Source organism: Marinobacter koreensis (genome assembly GCF_023156285.1).
In the GTDB taxonomy this organism is placed as follows: Bacteria; Pseudomonadota; Gammaproteobacteria; order Pseudomonadales; family Oleiphilaceae; genus Marinobacter; species Marinobacter koreensis.
In genome coordinates this window covers 195928-211480 of sequence record NZ_JAKZAJ010000003.1, presented here as the reverse complement: position 1 = coordinate 211480, position 15553 = coordinate 195928, and the positions used below count along the sequence as shown (strand labels likewise).

Sequence of the window (15553 nt, the reverse complement as noted above, 5' to 3'; positions counted from 1 at the left end):
GGGCTATTGCCGAACCAGCCGTGGCCCCGGCTCGCCCTCAGGTGCCGTACTTCTCCACGGGTTGATGTCCAGCCCGCCCCGCCGGGTGTATCGGGCACAGACCTCCAGCGACTCCGGAGCGCAATGCGCCATCAAATCCGTGAACACCGTTTCGACACAGTGCTCGTGGAAATCCTGCTTGTTCCGGAAGCTCACCACGTAGCGCAGAAGCCCTGCCCGATCGATCGGTTTGCCGGTGTAGCGAATCAGCAGCGTCCCCCAATCCGGCTGGCCGGTGACCGGGCAGTTACTCTTCAGCAGATGGGAACACAACGACTCCGTAACGACAGAATCCTCCCGAACGGCCAGTGACGCCGGATCGTATTCGTAAACGACTCCGTCCACCGGCTCATCGTCAATCAGCTCATAGCCTGCCGGACGCCCACGGGTCATAACGTCGTCATCAACGGAGTGCAGCTGCACCCTGACTGCTGCACCACACGCACTCGACAGATCATTGCTGATCGTCTCGCCCGCCTGTTGCCAGGAAGAAAACGTGTGCTGATTGAGCGAGTTCAGGTACAGCTTGAGCGATTTCGACTCGATCAGGTACGGCGACGCACCGGGAACATGGATCTCGGCCCAGGCAACAACCGGAACACCTCCGGGCTTCAGCCAGGACAGCTCCCAGGCCTGCCAGAGGTCCTCTCCGAACCAGGGCCAGCGGCCGTCGTCCAGCCCGATGCGGCGACGATTTTCCTCCCGGGGTACCGGAAAAAGAATATCCGGATCGTAGCGATCCGGATATTCACTGGACTTGCCCAGCGGGGCATTGTGCAGAGCCATATCGGTTCCTGAAACTCAGTGACGGATACCCTTGCCGCGCTGGAGCATTCGAAGGGCCACCAGCGACAGCAGGACGATAAACACCAGTATCATACCAAGGGAGACGAACGGATTGACGTCCGATACACCGAGTATGCCGTAACGGAACCCGTTCACCATGTACAGGATCGGGTTTGCCATGGATACGCCCTGCCAGAAATCCGGCAGCAGGCCGATGCTGTAAAACACGCCGCCGAGATAGGTCAGTGGCGTCAGCACAAACGTCGGAACAATAGAGATATCGTCAAACTTGGTCGCCAGCATCGCGTTGATAAAGCCACCCACCGAGAACAACGCCGACGTCAGGAACACCGTAATCACAACCATCGGCAGGTTATGGATGGTCAGGTGGGTGAACGCCAGCGACACCAGGGTGACAATCAGTCCGATCCCCAGCCCCCTTGCCATGCCGCCGGTGACATAGCCTGCCAGGATGACCCAGTTGGGTACGGGAGACACAAGCAGCTCCTCAATGCTTCGCTGGAACTTCATCGAGAAGAACGACGACACCACGTTGGAATAGGAATTGGTGATCACCGCCATCATGATCAGCCCCGGCACGATAAACTGCATGTAGGTAAAGCCGCCCATCTGGCCGATACGGGAGCCGATCAGGTTACCGAAGATGATGAAATACAGCGTCATGGTGACAGCCGGTGGCAACAGCGTCTGGGGCCAGATCCGGGTAAATCGGCGAATCTCGCGAATCACAATGGTGTAGAACGCCACCCAAAGCGCTTCGATCCTCATGCGGCGCCCTCCAGATCCTTTGCAGAGTCCGAGGCGTTTTCCTCCACCAGGCGCAGGAACAGCTCTTCCAGTCGGTTCGCCTTGGTTCGCATACTGACGACCTTGATGCCCAGGGCGTCCAGTTGGGCAAAGACCGCATTCAGGCCCTGCCCTTTCTCAACGTCCACCTCCAGCGCACCCTCGTTGTTGATCCGGCAGCTGACACCTTCAAGTGCCGGCGCTCCGTCCAGCTCCTGCTCGGTATCCAGGATGAAGGTCTCCACACTCAGTTGCTGGAGCAGGTCGCGTTTGCTGGTGTGTTTCACGATCCGACCCCGGTCGATGATCGCGATGTTCCGACACAGGGCCTCCGCCTCTTCCAGGTAATGGGTCGTGAGAATGATGGTGGTGCCTTCACGATTGATCTGCTCGAGGAACGCCCACATGGAGCGGCGCAATTCGATGTCCACACCGGCCGTCGGTTCATCCAGAATCAGGAGCTTTGGTTCGTGCACCAGTGCCCGGGCAATCATCAGGCGACGCTTCATCCCCCCGGACAACATCCTTGCGGGGGTGTTGCGCTTGTCCCAGAGACCCAGTTGCTTGAGGTATTTCTCAGCCGATTGTGACGCGCGCCCCAGCGGAATGCCGTAATACCCGGCCTGGGTCGTCACAATGTCGAACACCTTCTCGAACTGGTTAAAATTGAATTCCTGGGGCACCACACCAAGATTCAGCTTGGCCTGAACGAGATGGGTATCGATATCGTATCCGAACACCCGGACCTTGCCGGATGACTTGTTGACGAGCGAAGATACGATGCCCAGCGTCGTTGATTTTCCGGCACCATTCGGCCCCAGAAGGGCAAAGAAATCCCCCTGGCTGACGTGGAGATCAATTCCCTTCAGCGCCTGGAACCCGTCCCCGTATTGTTTGGTCAGGCCTTCGATTTCCAGTGCATTGGTCATAAATGATTCCGTATTGAGTAACTTTGGATGGCGACCCTCGCGGTCGCAGGCAGCAAAACGTAGATTGCTATTCTTTGTGGCAAAGTCCGGGAATTCAAGGGGCTGGCTTTCCAGCATTCTGAAGCCCCAAACTGCGACGGGAATCCCGATATCGGCCGATACCGCCCCCTATAATGCGGTTACAACTTATTACAAAGCGTCGCGCAGCTGCCCCTGCCGGCCGAACAACAAGGGATGTACGCCGAAGAATGAAATCCGTTCACCGACTTTCTCCCCTGGCCCTCCTGCTCAGCTCCGTTTTCCTGTCCGGCTGCCTGGGAGGCGGCGGTGGCAGCGATAGCGACCCGAGTATCGGCCGCCTGAATTATAACGGCTTCAGTGGCCTGAGCTATCAGACAGCCAGCCAGTCCGGCACCACCGACGCTCAGGGGCGCTTCCGTTACTACCCGGGGGAAACGCTGTCATTCAAGGTGGGCAATCTCCCGCTGGTGCAGGGTGTGCCCGCCAAACCCTACATTTCCCCGCTGGAATTCTTTGCCGACGTCCGGACCGCCCTGCAAACGCCCATCGTGGACGACCAGAACCTCCGCTCCCACCAGTTAACGGAAGCACAGCTGCTTGATAACGCCACACTGATGAACCTGACTCGTTTCCTCATGTCCCTGGATTGGACCCAGGGGGTTCCGGAAGGAGAAGGCATTGATATCAGACAGAGAGTGATCGATCAGTTAAACACCGCTTTAACCAATATCGAAGGAACCATCGACTTCTCAGTACCCGAGGCGGAATTCGCGGCGCTCGGAGGCAATCCATCTCCCGCGAATCAGCTGCTGGCACAGATCTGCTTCTATCCCGAGGATAATGCACTATGCGACGATCCACCCACGCAGGAGGAGATCAATGCCGCTCCAGTCAGACCGGCAAATGAGGCCGACTGGGACCCGAACGTTGAATACCAACAGGATTTGCAAGCCAAACGCGACCGGATAGTGGAATCCATCCGAACCCTGGATGACATTAAAACGGAAGATGCCCAGATCTACCTGACCCACGAGCTGGATGCGATTACGACCGCTATCGGTAATCAATACTACCTGGAAAACCATGTGGCCGAGTACCCGGCTTCCGATACTGGAATCAAGTCCGTCAGGGTTGAGAAAATTGCAGGGGATACGAATCTTACCGACATCGAGGCCATCAGTACACGGCCCACAGACGTCACCATCCATTCCTGGAGCTGGCAGACCGCCGATGTCGAGTTTTTCGTCAGCGGAGATACGGGAGGGGAATCCGAACTGCTGATCAATTTCCGGCCCCAGGGCACCTACCGCTGGATCCGGAAATCACTCAGGATTCTTATCCGCTGATCAGCCGTCCGAGCCCCCAGCGGGACTCGGCGCCGGTCACATCATAACGCGCGGGATCGAGGCCTTCGGTCCCATGTGGCAGACACTCCCGGACGGCAAGGGCGTCCTCCGCCGCGCGGTCTTCATTGAATTTCGCGAGGTCAATAATACGGGCGGACTTCAGCGGCATTTGCTGCTGGCCCGTCATCACCATGACCTTGGGCCACAACCGCCGGCCTGGCGTATGGGACACTACGATGCCCCGTTGCCCGTCACTGAGTTCGACAAGGCTGCCAGTCGGATAGATACCGATAGCCTGAATGAAGTGCTCAACAAGGTCTTCCTGAAACTCGATGTTGCGCATCTCGTAGAGGAGGCTTACCGCCTTGGCCGGGGTCATAGGCTCGGCACCGCCATCCCTCGGCCCAATCAGCGACTCGAAGAACTCGGCAATCCCGGCAACCTTAGCCAGCAGCGGAATCCGGTCACCCCGCACCCCCTGAGGGAAACCGGAGCCGTTGTGACGTTCCCGGTGCCCCTGGACAACGCTCAGAACAGCGCGGGACAGGCCACTGTCTTCCAGCATTGCCAGACCCTTTTCCACGTAGGTCTTGTACAGCGCGTGCTCATCGGCGCTGAACTGACCTTCCTTATCGAGCAGTGAGCGGGGCAATGACATTTTGCCCACCTGGGACATCAGGCAGCCGAGCCCAAGGTGATTCAGGAGCCCCTCGTTCAGCCCAAGTTCACGACCACAGACCAGGGCCCAGACGGCAGAATTGAGGCCGTGGCGGTAGATGTAATCGTCATAGTGGCGCACTCGGCTGAGCCAGAGCAGCGCATCCGGTTGGCGGATGACACTGCTGACCATCTTGCGGGTAGCCTCGGCCAGCGGCCGTAAATCCGGAACCGTTCCGCCCTGGAGAGTCTTGAACAGACGATCCAGGGTGACCTCGGCATCGTCTAGCAGCCGCCTGGAAACCTTCATTTCCTTTTTCAGCGTCGAAACCGTTTCGTATTCAACCGGCTCCCGGATCGCCAGCGGGGGCAATTTAAGCTCTTCGCGACCGCGCCGACTTCGCTTCGCGGCGCGACCGAAAACCGAGGACTGCTCGGAAGATTCTGTGGTTTTCAGGTCACGGACTTCAGCAACATCGATCATGACCCACTTGCAGTGAGAGACCAACGCACGAATGTCGTCCTGGGAACGGATGTGAAAACCCTGAATGGGGAAAGGAGTCTGGTGCCAGGGCCGGTCCAGATCGGACACGAACATGCCCACTTCCAGGTCGTGCACTGCTACTTTTCTCTGTTGGACGCCCACGAGCCACCCCATACTGCAAGAATTTTCGATGTTTTACATTTTGACGGGATGACGGGAAGAGTCCATTACATTTTCGTATCGCAATGCAACGGTTCAGCAACATGAGGTAACGAGAATGTTCATCGGGAAACAGAATGTAGCAACGTGACTGTTATCACACTCTGGAAGTGAACCTTATTCGCATTCAGTCCTCGCACACCGAATCGTCGAATTCCGGCAAGCGTGCCCGAAGCGATCCCCTTGGCGCTTTTCTCGCATAGACCGTGTACGGGACGGATGAGGCGCGGAGATAGTCCATGTTCACTTTCTCATCGGCCTTCTGAGCCACCGGCCTGGATGGCTCGCAGGCTACAAGCAGGTCAAACCGGTCCCCCATGCCCGCGATCGTGGCCTCTTTGTCGCCCGGGTTGATCGCCATGCAAGCAGAGGCGTCCAGAACGGGCAGAGAAACAACCTTCCGGTCCAATGCGTCATCACCGCAGGCGCGGATGCCACGGCCACAATCCTCTGCCTGATCGTGCCCATCGTCATACAGGCGCCAGACCCGGGCACTGCACTGGGTTTCCACCTTCACCGAGGTAGCCTGATCGTCGCTGAACCACCAGCCGGGATATTCCGCGGTATCCCAGGACACCCGTACCTGACGGGTCTCACCCTGCGAATTTTCCGCAGGAAACATGGCAAAGTGTGTGTAATAGCTGGCGCATCCGGACAGGGCCAGTGATGTGAGTAACAACAGTAGTATCGGCTTCATGGTATCCATCCCTGAATACAGTTCATTCGGGGTCGAACTGTAACCCGAATCCGTCGTTGGTTTTGCGAACCACCACCATATTCAGAACGGGCGCAGGAACGGGGAGCCCCTGGACCTGTACGGTGACCTGATCACCGATTTTCGGCTCGAACGGCTCACCCTCAACCACGATGAAAACCCCGCCATCGGAAATGTCACGGGTCGAAAACACGAACTCTCCGAGGGACTCGTGCACTACCTTCACTTTCGCACTCATCGCGGTGCGGATGTACTCTCTGCGATCGTTCACTGGCGTAATCCGGATTCCGGTCCATTTACTTCATTTTTATAGTGTTCCGAAGCATACCACCATTTTCCAGGAAATCGATCTCAGAGATATTGACTCGGCAGCAAACACAAATGAGAATGGTTGCTGTTTTTAGTTATCCACCAGCCACCCGGTGGAGCAAATGCACAAAAGCTGGAGAATCATCTACATGACAGTGACACGGACGCTTGTTGCCGCTGCAGCAATGGCACTTCCACTCGCCGCATCGGCCAGTGGTGACGTCAATATCTACTCCTACCGCCAGGCTTACCTGATTGAACCGCTTCTCAAGGCCTTCGAAAAGGAAACCGGCATTGACACCAATGTGGTGTTTGCCAAGAAGGGCCTTGCCGAGCGACTGGAGCGGGAAGGACGGAACAGCCCTGCGGATGTGGTCATGACCGTGGACATTTCACGCCTGAATGAACTGGTCGAGCGTGATCTTGTTCAGGGTGTGGAGAGCCCGGTACTCGAAGAGAATATTCCCGAGCACCTTCGCAACCCCGACGGCAAGTGGTTTGCACTCACCACCCGCGCCCGCCTGATTTTCACGTCGAAGGACCGGGTAAAGGAAGGCGAAATCACGACCTATGAGCAACTGGCCGATGACAAGTGGGAGGGCCGAATCTGCACACGCAGCGGCAAGCACCCCTACAATATTGCGCTGTTTTCGTCCATGATTGCCCACCACGGTGAAGAGTGGACCGAGCAATGGCTGCAGGATGTGAAAGACAACCTCGCCCGGAAGCCCCAGGGTGGTGACCGCGACCAGATCAAGGCCATCGCCGAAGGCGTCTGTGACGTGTCCATCGGCAACAGTTACTACTACGGCAACATGCTGCAGGACGAAAACCAGCGTCCGATTGCCGAAAAGGTCCGGCTGGTATTTCCGAACGCCGACGGGCGTGGCACTCACATCAACATCAGCGGCATCGCGATGACCAAGAGCGCGCCGAACCGGGAGAATGCGGTCAAGCTGATGGAATTCCTCTCCTCACCGGAAGCCCAGCGTATTTACGCCGAAGCCAATACCGAGTACCCGGCCAATCCCGCGGTTAAACCGTCCGGCCTGGTGGCAGAATGGGGAGACATCCACCCCGATTCGCTGCCCCTCCAGACCATCGCGGAGAATCGTGAGAAAGCCGTCAAACTCGTTGACCGGGTCGACTACGACGGAGAGTAGGATTTACACACAATGACCGAGACCACCGCAGTCGCCGATCCGGGGCCGACCCAGCCACTGTTGTCCGGGCGCACGTCTCGGCGCTGGATCGTAGCTGCAACTGTCATCACAGCCATCGTTGCGCTACCGGTGCTCTCGGTCATTTTCCTGGCCTTCTTTCCCGAAGAGAACATCTGGCCCCACCTGATCGACACCACACTGCCACGCTACCTGGTCACCACCCTGAAACTGATGATCGGAGTGGGCGCCCTCACCCTGGTGATCGGTCTGTCCAGCGCCTGGGCCGTAACCATGTGCGAGTTTCCCGGCCGCCGTTTTTTCGAATGGGCCATGCTCCTGCCCTTCGCCGTGCCCGCCTACGTTATTGCCTATGTGTACACCAGCCTGCTTGATTACGCCGGTCCGGTACAGCGAGGGCTGAGAGAATGGTTTGGCTGGCAGAACGCCAGTGACTACTGGTTCCCGGAGATCCGCAGCCTTGAGGGGGCCATGCTGATGCTCGGGCTGGTGCTCTATCCCTACGTTTACCTACTGGCCCGGGCCGCATTCCTGGAACAATCCCCATCGCTGTTTGCGGTGAGCCGAAGCCTTGGCCATTCCGCCCTGAGCACCTTTTTCAGAGTTGTCCTGCCGATCGCCCGGCCGGCCGTCGCCGTGGGCCTTTCACTGGTGCTCATGGAGACCCTGAACGATTTCGGTACCGTGGATTTCTTTGCGGTACAGACCCTCACCGCCGGCCTGTTCGACACCTGGATGAACCTCGGTAACCTGGGCGGCGCCGCCCAGATCGCCACCACCATGCTCGTGTTCGTGGTGATCCTGGTCTCGCTGGAACGGCACTCCCGCCGGCGTCAGCAACAGTTTGCAGCCCGCGACAACCGGGATCCGATACGTCGATTCACCATGTCCTTCCCGCGACAGATGGTCTGCCTCGCGGTGTGTGCCCTGCCGGTAATCTTCGGATTCATTATTCCCGCCGGAACCCTGGGCCTCTATGCGTGGGAGTATTTCGAGGAAAGCTGGAACCCGGACTTTGTAGAAAACACCCTGAACAGCCTGCTGCTCTCGGGCAGCGCCGCGTTCACGACACTGGTGATTGGTGTAATCCTGGCCTACAGCCGCCGCCTCCATAATACCCGCGGCATGCAGGTGCTGCTCAGGCTGTCGAGCCTCGGATACGCCATGCCGGGCGCAGTACTGGCGGTGGGCGTGATCGTGCCCCTGGCAGGTTTCGATAACTGGCTGGATGGGCTGCTGCGGGATTCGGTCGGCATCAGCAGCGGCCTGTTATTGAGCGGAACCGCCTTTGCGCTGGTATTTGCCTACACAGTGCGCTTCCTGGCGGTGTCCGCGGGCAGCGTGGAGAGTGCATTGCAGAACGTCACACCAAGCATGGACATGGCGGCCCGCTCCATGGGGCATACTCCCGGCAAGACCCTGCTGAGAGTCCATCTGCCAATGCTTCGGGGCACGCTCCTGACGGCAGCGCTGGTGGTGTTTGTCGACTGCATGAAAGAGCTGCCGGCGACACTGATACTGCGGCCGTTCAACTTTGAAACCCTGGCCACCTATGTCTATCAGTTTGCATCAGACGAAAGACTCTTCCACAGCGCACTGCCCTCGCTGATCATCGTGCTTGCGGGCATCGTGCCGATCATCCTGATGAGCCGGTCGATTTCCAACACCCGGGCCATGACCTGAAGAGGCCCCTGGGCTCTCACCGGGGTCAGCCGGAATGCACGTCCCGGACCACAAAGCGTCCCTGGAATACCGCGACCGGATCCCCCGAGGGCACTGCCGAGGGCTCACCCAGGAACACCTCGGCTGTCAGATCGAGCCGACCCTTCCCGTGGCGGGCGAGGCTCTTGCGGAACCTTTCGGGAATTTCGTCCCCCGGTAGCCGGCAGACCGCGTAGAAGTCCATGGTGACCGGTTCAACATAGTCAATGGTCCCATTCTGGACGACCACCGAGCCCCGGAGCCCCAGATCCGCCAGGGAAAGCTCTGTAAGCCCCCATGCAGCGGTGACGGCTACGGCATAGACGCTGCCACCAAATCCCGTTCCCTGATGATTCTGATTCGGTTCCAGAGGGGCGCTCACCACGAGCGCTTTGCCATCCCAGGAATGCAACTGGACACCCATCGCCCTGGACAGCGGAATTTCGTCGTGAATACGTTTCTGGAACAAGGCCAACTGAGTCATAACTTCCTCCCAACTACTTGAAGTTTAGGCCCATCAGCAGGGTTTCCCTATGCGACTAACGTCGGTCTGAAACGAAAAAGACCCGGTCGAAACCGGGCCTTTTGGCGTAGCACGAACGTCGCTTATTGCCAGATCACGGGTTGCTTCTGCGCGTACCAGTTATCGACCTTTTCCTGGTAAGCGTCTTCAACCACATTACGCTTGAGCTTCAGCGTGGGCGTGAGGAAGCTGTTCTCGATGGACCACTCGTCACTGACCACCGTAATGAACGCCAGCTGTTCGTGGGGATCCACCGTCTTGTTCACTTCCTTGATCAGGTTTGTGAAGCTTGCCTCCAGTTCCTTCCGGAAGTTCTCGTCGGCCAATTTCGGACGCGTCTCCTCGCCCAGCATAACCAGTGCGTGGGGCTGGGTCTGATTGGCACCGGACACGCATACCATCTCGATGGCATCGTGGGACATCAGGCGGTTTTCAATGGGCGCGGGCGCAATGTATTTGCCCTTGCTGGTTTTGAAGATCTCCTTGATGCGGCCGGTCAGCTTCAGGCGACCCATCTCGTCGATCTCGCCCTTGTCGCCGGTTTTCAGGAAGCCATCCTCCGTGAATGTTTCCCGGGTTTTCTCCTCGTCCTTGTAGTAGCCCATCATGGTGGCCGGGCTCTTGACCAGGACTTCCCCTTCATCGCTGATCTTCACTTCCACGCCAGGCAACGCCTCGCCCACATAGCCGGTGCGGGAACGCCCGGGCTTGTTCATGTGCGAATAAGCGAAGTTCTCGGACATGCCATAGCCCTCAAGCAACTCCAGCCCAAGGTTGCGGTACCAGTCCAGGACATCGTGGGACAACGGCGCGGAACCACTGCCGGCCAGCTTGACCTTGTCCAGTCCCAATCCCTTGAGCACCTTTTTCTTGATCACGCGATTGAGTACCGGAATCTTCAGCAGCCGGTCCAGCTTCTGCTTGGGCAGTTTCTGCAGCACGCCGTGCTGGAACTTCACCCACAGACGCGGCACGGACAGGAACAACGTCGGCTGGGCCCGCTGGAGATCCTGAACAAAGGTGTCGAGGGAGTCTGCGAAGAACAGCTGGAACCCGGAGTACAGCGACCCCAGCTCCACGAACGTGCGCTCGAACACATGGGCCAGAGGCAGGTACGAGAGCATCCGCTCGTTCGGGCCAACACCCAGGGTCTGGATGCCGCCAGCGGCAGCAAACGCCATATTGCCGAAGCTCAGCATGACCCCTTTCGGGCGACCGGTACTGCCGGAGGTATAGACAATCGTCGCCAGCTCATCCGCATCGCGGTGGGTATTCTCCTCCAGCGGCGGGTACTTGCTGACAATGTCGTCCCAGGTCTCGAAGTCGTTGGGCGGGCTCAGCGGGAAAGAAATACAGCGGACCGATTCCGGTACGCCCGGCTTCATCATGTCCCAGTCGTCCAGCTTGCCAACGAACAGGACCTCGCATTCAGCGTGATTGAGGATGTAGTTGACGGTGTCGGCATTGAGTGTCGGATACAGGGGGACGGAAATGTGCCCCGCCATCCAGATCGCCCAGTCTGCCATGACCCACTGGGCACAGTTCTTGGAGATCAGGCCAATGCGGCTCTTCTCCGGCAGATTGAGGGATTTGAGGTAGGCCGCCATGCGACGGGCTTCGTCAACCGCTCGGCCCCAAGTGTACTCGACGACCTTGCCATCACCGATGGGCTGGGTCATATAAAGGGAGTTCTTCTTCGCCTGCTCCCAGTGATACACCATATCCAGGGGAAGTTTATTAGTCGTGTCCATGGACCTTCCTTGTTATAAGTTGTGTTTTTCGTCAGCGTGTTCTTATAAGCGCTATTATTAGACTTTCGTAGGGTATTGCAACACGGTAAGGGTCGTCAAAACGTGATTCAACCGGAATTATTCAATTCCTCAACTACTGGCCGATCTTTTCAGGTTGAACGCTTCCCCCTACCCCTTGCGATGCCAGGCTGTGGTAAACTCTCGCACCTTCCGAATTCCAGACACCGATCCAAGTCACACCTCTAACCACTCGGAGATGGGTATATGGCCACCAAAACACTGCGCACTCTTCTGGGCGCTTCCCTGCTGGCAGCGGCTAGCCTGGCTCAGGCCCAGGACACCAAGACCGTCGCCATCACGCAGATCGTTGAACACCCGGCACTGGACGCCGTGTACCAGGGGGTCAAGGACGAGCTTGCCGACGAAGGTTTCAAGGAAGGCGACAACCTGAAGATCATGCACGAGAGTGCCCAGGGCAACTCCGCAATCGCTGCCCAGATCGCCCGGAAATTCATCGGTGAAGAGCCAGACGTGATTGTGGCCATTGCAACGCCTTCCGCCCAGACCGTCGCGGCCGCGGCCCGGAACATTCCGGTCGTCTTCTCCGCGGTCACCGATCCGGTGGGCGCCAAACTGGTGAAAAGCCTCGACAAGCCCGGCGCCAACATCACCGGTGTCAGCGACATGCTGCCCATCGACAAGCATATTGATCTGCTCCAGCGCGTCATGCCCGACGCCAAGCGCATCGGCACCGTCTACAACCCGGGCGAGGCCAACGCCGTGTCCCTGGTGAACCTGCTGGACGAACGCCTCAAGGCCCGCGGCCTGACCCTGGTGAAGGCCGCTGCCACCAAGACCTCCGAGGTTCTGGGCGCCGCCCGTTCCCTGGTCGGTGACGTAGACGCCATCTACCTGACTACCGACAACACGGTGATCAGCGCCGCCGAGGCCGTGATCTCCGTGGGTGAGCGCGCCGACATTCCCGTGTTTGCCGCAGACACCGCCACCGTCGAGCGCGGCGCAGTCGCGGCGCTGGGCTTCAACTATTACAACCATGGCCGCCAGACCGGCAAGATGGTTGCCCGTGTCCTGAACGGCGCCAGCACCGCAGACATGCCGGTTGAGACCATGGATACCCTGGACCTGTATGTAAATCCGGCCGCGGCCAAGGAAATGGGCATCACCCTGTCCGATGATCTCATCAAGGAAGCCAAAGAAGTCGTCAAAAGCGACAAGTAAAGCCTGACGAGAACGGGCGGACCCCACAAGGGCCCGCCCGTTTTCTTTCACAGTGAATCGTACCCATGCTCAGTGAAATCGCTTTCTATGGCGCCCTGGAGACCGGCCTCATCTACGGCCTGGTCGCCTTCGGCATCTACATCTCGTTTCGTGTACTCGATTTTCCCGACCTCACCGTCGATGGCAGTTTCCCCCTGGGTGCTGCCGTTTCCGCCATCCTGATCATCCACGGCTGGAACCCCTGGATTGCTACCGGGGCCGCCGTTCTGGCCGGTATGGCGGCGGGTTCGGTCACCGCTCTGTTGAACGTCAAGCTGAAGATCCTGAACCTGCTGGCGTCCATCCTGACCATGATCGCCCTCTACTCCGTGAACCTCCGGGTCATGGGGCGCCCCAACGTCGCCCTGCTGTCCGAAGAGACGGTGCTGACGCCCTGGTACGACCTGGGACTGGCCTACCACCAGGTCCCGGTGGTGCTGTTCCTGATTGTGGTGCTCGTGGCCCTGTTCCTGCTCTGGCGATTCATGAAATCCGAGACCGGCCTTGCCATGCGCGCCACCGGCGCCAACCCCCGCATGGCCCGGGCCCAGGGCATCGCCACCGGCGGCATGATCGTGCTCGGCGTGGCCCTGTCGAATGGCCTCGTGGGACTGGCGGGCGCGCTGTTCGCCCAGAGCCAGGGTGCTGCCGACGTCACCATGGGCGTGGGCGTGATCGTGATCGGCCTCGCCTCCCTGATTGGTGGTGAAGCGCTGATCACGCCGTCCACCGTCATCCGGGCCCTGATGGCCTGCGTGGTGGGCGCCATTATCTACCGCCTGGCCATCGCCTTCGCGCTGAACGCCGACGTGCTTGGCCTCCAGGCACAGGACCTGAACCTGATCACTGCCGTACTGGTTACACTGGCTATTGTATTGCCGGGCGTACGGAACTCCGTGGTCAGCAAATTCACCCGCAAGAAAGCCTGAGGAATCGACATGATCAGTGCAGACGATCTCCGACTCACCTTCGGCAAGGGCACGCCGCTGGAAAACCCGGCGCTGCGGGGCATGAGCCTGACCGTTAACCAGGGTGAATTCGTGACCGTGATCGGCAGCAACGGCGCCGGCAAATCCACCTTCCTGAACGCCCTCGCCGGCGAAGTGATGGTCGACAGCGGCCAGATTGTGGTCGACAACCAGGACGTCACACGCCTGCCGACCTACAAGCGGGCGTCGCGCGTGGCCCGGGTCTTCCAGGATCCGCTCGCCGGCACCTGCGAAAACCTGTCCATAGAAGAAAACCTGGCCCTCGCCATCAAGCGCGGCCAGCGCCGGGGACTCACAACGGCGGTCAAGAAGCAGTACCTTGGCCAGTTCCGGGAAAGCCTGGCCTCCCTGAAACTCGGGCTGGAGAATCGCCTGGGCGACAAGATGGGCCTCCTGTCCGGTGGCCAGCGCCAGGCCGTCAGCCTGCTGATGGCCAGCCTCACGCCCTCGAGCATTCTCCTGCTGGACGAGCACACCGCCGCGCTGGATCCCAAGACCGCCGCGTTCGTGCTGGAACTCACCAAAAAGATCATCGAGGAGCAGAAGCTCACCGCCCTGATGGTGACCCACAGCATGAAACAGGCCCTGGACGTGGGTGACCGCACGGTGATGCTGCACCAGGGACAGGTAGTGTTCGACATAGCCGGCAAGGAACGGGAGGGGCTGGAAGTGAAAGACCTGCTCGGCCTGTTCGAAAAACAGCGTGGTCTGGAGGTGGATGACGACAGCCTGCTGCTGGGCTGATACCGACGTCAAAATCGTCCGAAAACCAATATCCGGACATCAAAAAAGCGGGGCCAGGCCCCGCTTTTTTATGCTTTCTGAAGGCCGGTCAGTGACCGTAGATCCTCAACTTTGTGTCGGTAATCGCCAGATTATCAATCGCAACGGAACCGATCGATGTCCCTCCAATGAGAACACCCCCGATACGAATATCGGCTTCAAAGTTATTGAGATCCACTGCGAGGCTATCGACACCCGCTTGATTGGGGCCCTGATAGATATCCATATCAACGTTGGCGAACAATCTGAGGGGCTGGGGCGCCTGGAGATCATAGTCCGGACCGGTCAACTGAAAGTCGCGTATCCCAATGCCGAGGAACGGCACATCAAAATCCATATCGTCAATCGCGAAGTCCGTTTTGATATTCATTTTATCAGTCGCGGTATCGATCCGGATCGTACCCGAGCCAATGAGGGCATCCATTCGGAAATTGTCGATCAGTGTAGTACCCGGGGTGCCCCCGGTATCAACGAGATTCCAGGCGCCAGTGGTGACTGTGAAATCCACGGCTCCAAATACAATGGGCAGTATGTTGATAATCGCATCACCATCGGAGGCGATGTCGATATTGATACGGACGTTATCAATTCGGTCGGTGGGGCCGATCCCGTTCCCGGTCAGGTTAAAGCCAAGCTCCGGAAAATAATCGGTCCGGTTACCACCCCCAATGAAAATGTCATTGATTTCCAGCGAACCATCGTCTGTGTAGATGAATTTATCGATATTGATCTTGGCTTCAAGTTCAATGGTGACACCCGATTGCCCGGTAATGTTCCCCATCGACGCCTCATCCAGCGGCTGGATCTCCGCCAGGGCTGCGGCGGGCATACCGGCAACACATAGCGCTAGCAATGAAGGTTTCAGGCCTTTCATTTCTTGTTCCTTCTTTTCTTATAGTGGTTATCACTTCCTGTGGGCCACTACGTTTTACGACGCCACCTCTATACTTTAACGATCTGTCGACATCAGATACGTGCAGGCGTCACAAACTACTTGCACAGGAAAACTATTCGTCACGCTATCCTTGCCTCGCC

15 protein-coding genes are annotated in these 15553 nt (G+C 58.4%); 6 read left to right on the top strand and 9 right to left on the bottom strand.

Annotation, left to right across the window (positions count from 1 at the left end; translation table 11 throughout):
- Positions 1–3: 3 nt before the first annotated feature.
- From queF to MLD04_RS09255, 3 genes are read right to left on the bottom strand one after another with little or no spacing between them, the layout of a single operon-like run.
- On the bottom strand, positions 4–825 hold the full coding sequence (queF, locus tag MLD04_RS09265; RefSeq protein WP_248157343.1) for an NADPH-dependent 7-cyano-7-deazaguanine reductase QueF: 822 nt from the start codon (positions 823–825) through the stop codon (positions 4–6).
- A 15-nt stretch (positions 826–840) separates the two neighbouring features.
- Complete coding sequence (locus MLD04_RS09260; RefSeq protein WP_248157341.1) at positions 841–1614, bottom strand: ABC transporter permease; 774 nt, start codon at positions 1612–1614, stop codon at positions 841–843.
- The gene (locus MLD04_RS09255; protein ID WP_248157339.1) at positions 1611–2561 is read right to left on the bottom strand and encodes an ABC transporter ATP-binding protein; all 951 of its coding nucleotides are present in this window, start codon (positions 2559–2561) and stop codon (positions 1611–1613) included. Before MLD04_RS09255 ends, MLD04_RS09260 begins: the two co-directional genes overlap by 4 nt.
- A gap of 248 nt (positions 2562–2809) precedes the next feature.
- On the opposite strand from MLD04_RS09255, the gene MLD04_RS09250 reads away from it, so the two are divergent.
- A complete protein-coding gene (locus tag MLD04_RS09250; protein WP_248157337.1) occupies positions 2810–3928 on the top strand; it encodes an organic solvent ABC transporter permease in 1119 nt (372 codons plus the stop codon).
- Here the strand turns inward: MLD04_RS09250 and MLD04_RS09245 are convergent.
- The 3 genes from MLD04_RS09245 to MLD04_RS09235 all read right to left on the bottom strand — a co-directional run bounded on the left by MLD04_RS09245 (position 3918) and on the right by MLD04_RS09235 (position 6274).
- Positions 3918–5231 carry an HD-GYP domain-containing protein gene (locus tag MLD04_RS09245; protein ID WP_345799615.1) on the bottom strand — a complete coding sequence of 438 codons (1314 nt, stop codon included), beginning with the start codon at positions 5229–5231 and terminating at the stop codon, positions 3918–3920. The two genes, MLD04_RS09250 and MLD04_RS09245, sit on opposite strands and share 11 nt — an antisense overlap.
- A 184-nt stretch (positions 5232–5415) precedes the next feature.
- Positions 5416–5985 carry a hypothetical protein gene (locus MLD04_RS09240; RefSeq protein WP_248157333.1) on the bottom strand — a complete coding sequence of 190 codons (570 nt, stop codon included), beginning with the start codon at positions 5983–5985 and terminating at the stop codon, positions 5416–5418.
- A gap of 22 nt (positions 5986–6007) precedes the next feature.
- Positions 6008–6274 carry a PilZ domain-containing protein gene (locus MLD04_RS09235; protein WP_008938122.1) on the bottom strand — a complete coding sequence of 89 codons (267 nt, stop codon included), beginning with the start codon at positions 6272–6274 and terminating at the stop codon, positions 6008–6010.
- 187 nt (positions 6275–6461) lie between these two features.
- Here MLD04_RS09235 and MLD04_RS09230 point away from each other — a divergent pair, with 187 nt between their 5' ends.
- Together MLD04_RS09230 and MLD04_RS09225 are read left to right on the top strand one after the other, a co-directional pair.
- A complete protein-coding gene (locus MLD04_RS09230) occupies positions 6462–7475 on the top strand; it encodes a Fe(3+) ABC transporter substrate-binding protein (RefSeq protein ID WP_248157331.1) in 1014 nt (337 codons plus the stop codon).
- A gap of 12 nt (positions 7476–7487) precedes the next feature.
- Positions 7488–9176 (top strand): ABC transporter permease, encoded by a 1689-nt coding sequence (locus MLD04_RS09225; RefSeq protein WP_248157329.1) that lies wholly within the window; start codon positions 7488–7490, stop codon positions 9174–9176.
- A gap of 25 nt (positions 9177–9201) precedes the next feature.
- On the opposite strand, the gene MLD04_RS09220 is transcribed toward MLD04_RS09225, so the two are convergent.
- Both MLD04_RS09220 and MLD04_RS09215 read right to left on the bottom strand, forming a co-directional pair.
- On the bottom strand, positions 9202–9678 hold the full coding sequence (locus MLD04_RS09220) for a thioesterase domain-containing protein (protein ID WP_248157327.1): 477 nt from the start codon (positions 9676–9678) through the stop codon (positions 9202–9204).
- 122 nt (positions 9679–9800) lie between these two features.
- Positions 9801–11468, bottom strand: coding sequence for an AMP-binding protein (locus MLD04_RS09215; RefSeq protein WP_248157325.1), 1668 nt, complete (start codon positions 11466–11468; stop codon positions 9801–9803).
- 264 nt (positions 11469–11732) lie between these two features.
- Between MLD04_RS09215 and MLD04_RS09210 the strand changes: the two genes are divergently transcribed.
- The 3 genes from MLD04_RS09210 (at position 11733) to MLD04_RS09200 (ending at position 14479) form a co-directional block, all read left to right on the top strand.
- Positions 11733–12707: an ABC transporter substrate-binding protein gene (locus MLD04_RS09210; protein ID WP_248157323.1), complete on the top strand. Its 975-nt coding sequence runs from the start codon at positions 11733–11735 to the stop codon at positions 12705–12707.
- Between the two features lie 65 nt (positions 12708–12772).
- On the top strand, positions 12773–13675 hold the full coding sequence (locus tag MLD04_RS09205; RefSeq protein WP_248157321.1) for an ABC transporter permease: 903 nt from the start codon (positions 12773–12775) through the stop codon (positions 13673–13675).
- 9 nt (positions 13676–13684) lie between these two features.
- A complete protein-coding gene (locus MLD04_RS09200; protein ID WP_248157319.1) occupies positions 13685–14479 on the top strand; it encodes an ABC transporter ATP-binding protein in 795 nt (264 codons plus the stop codon).
- Positions 14480–14567: 88 nt separating this feature from the next.
- On the opposite strand, the gene MLD04_RS09195 is transcribed toward MLD04_RS09200, so the two are convergent.
- Entirely contained in the window at positions 14568–15392 is an 825-nt protein-coding gene (locus MLD04_RS09195; RefSeq protein WP_248157317.1) for a DUF6160 family protein, read from the bottom strand.
- Positions 15393–15553 lie beyond the last annotated feature (161 nt).

Excerpts from the sequence above, each read along its gene's own strand:
- queF (WP_248157343.1), bottom strand. The coding sequence starts at position 825 with ATGGCTCTGCACAATGCCCCGCTGGGCAAGTCCAGTGAATATCCGGAT.
- MLD04_RS09260 (WP_248157341.1), bottom strand. The coding sequence starts at position 1,614 with ATGAGGATCGAAGCGCTTTGGGTGGCGTTCTACACCATTGTGATTCGC.
- MLD04_RS09255 (WP_248157339.1), bottom strand. The coding sequence starts at position 2,561 with ATGACCAATGCACTGGAAATCGAAGGCCTGACCAAACAATACGGGGAC.
- MLD04_RS09250 (WP_248157337.1), top strand. The coding sequence starts at position 2,810 with ATGAAATCCGTTCACCGACTTTCTCCCCTGGCCCTCCTGCTCAGCTCC.
- MLD04_RS09240 (WP_248157333.1), bottom strand. The coding sequence starts at position 5,985 with ATGAAGCCGATACTACTGTTGTTACTCACATCACTGGCCCTGTCCGGA.
- MLD04_RS09230 (WP_248157331.1), top strand. The coding sequence starts at position 6,462 with ATGACAGTGACACGGACGCTTGTTGCCGCTGCAGCAATGGCACTTCCA.
- MLD04_RS09225 (WP_248157329.1), top strand. The coding sequence starts at position 7,488 with ATGACCGAGACCACCGCAGTCGCCGATCCGGGGCCGACCCAGCCACTG.
- MLD04_RS09220 (WP_248157327.1), bottom strand. The coding sequence starts at position 9,678 with ATGACTCAGTTGGCCTTGTTCCAGAAACGTATTCACGACGAAATTCCG.
- MLD04_RS09215 (WP_248157325.1), bottom strand. The coding sequence starts at position 11,468 with ATGGACACGACTAATAAACTTCCCCTGGATATGGTGTATCACTGGGAG.
- MLD04_RS09210 (WP_248157323.1), top strand. The coding sequence starts at position 11,733 with ATGGCCACCAAAACACTGCGCACTCTTCTGGGCGCTTCCCTGCTGGCA.
- MLD04_RS09205 (WP_248157321.1), top strand. The coding sequence starts at position 12,773 with ATGCTCAGTGAAATCGCTTTCTATGGCGCCCTGGAGACCGGCCTCATC.
- MLD04_RS09200 (WP_248157319.1), top strand. The coding sequence starts at position 13,685 with ATGATCAGTGCAGACGATCTCCGACTCACCTTCGGCAAGGGCACGCCG.
- MLD04_RS09195 (WP_248157317.1), bottom strand. The coding sequence starts at position 15,392 with ATGAAAGGCCTGAAACCTTCATTGCTAGCGCTATGTGTTGCCGGTATG.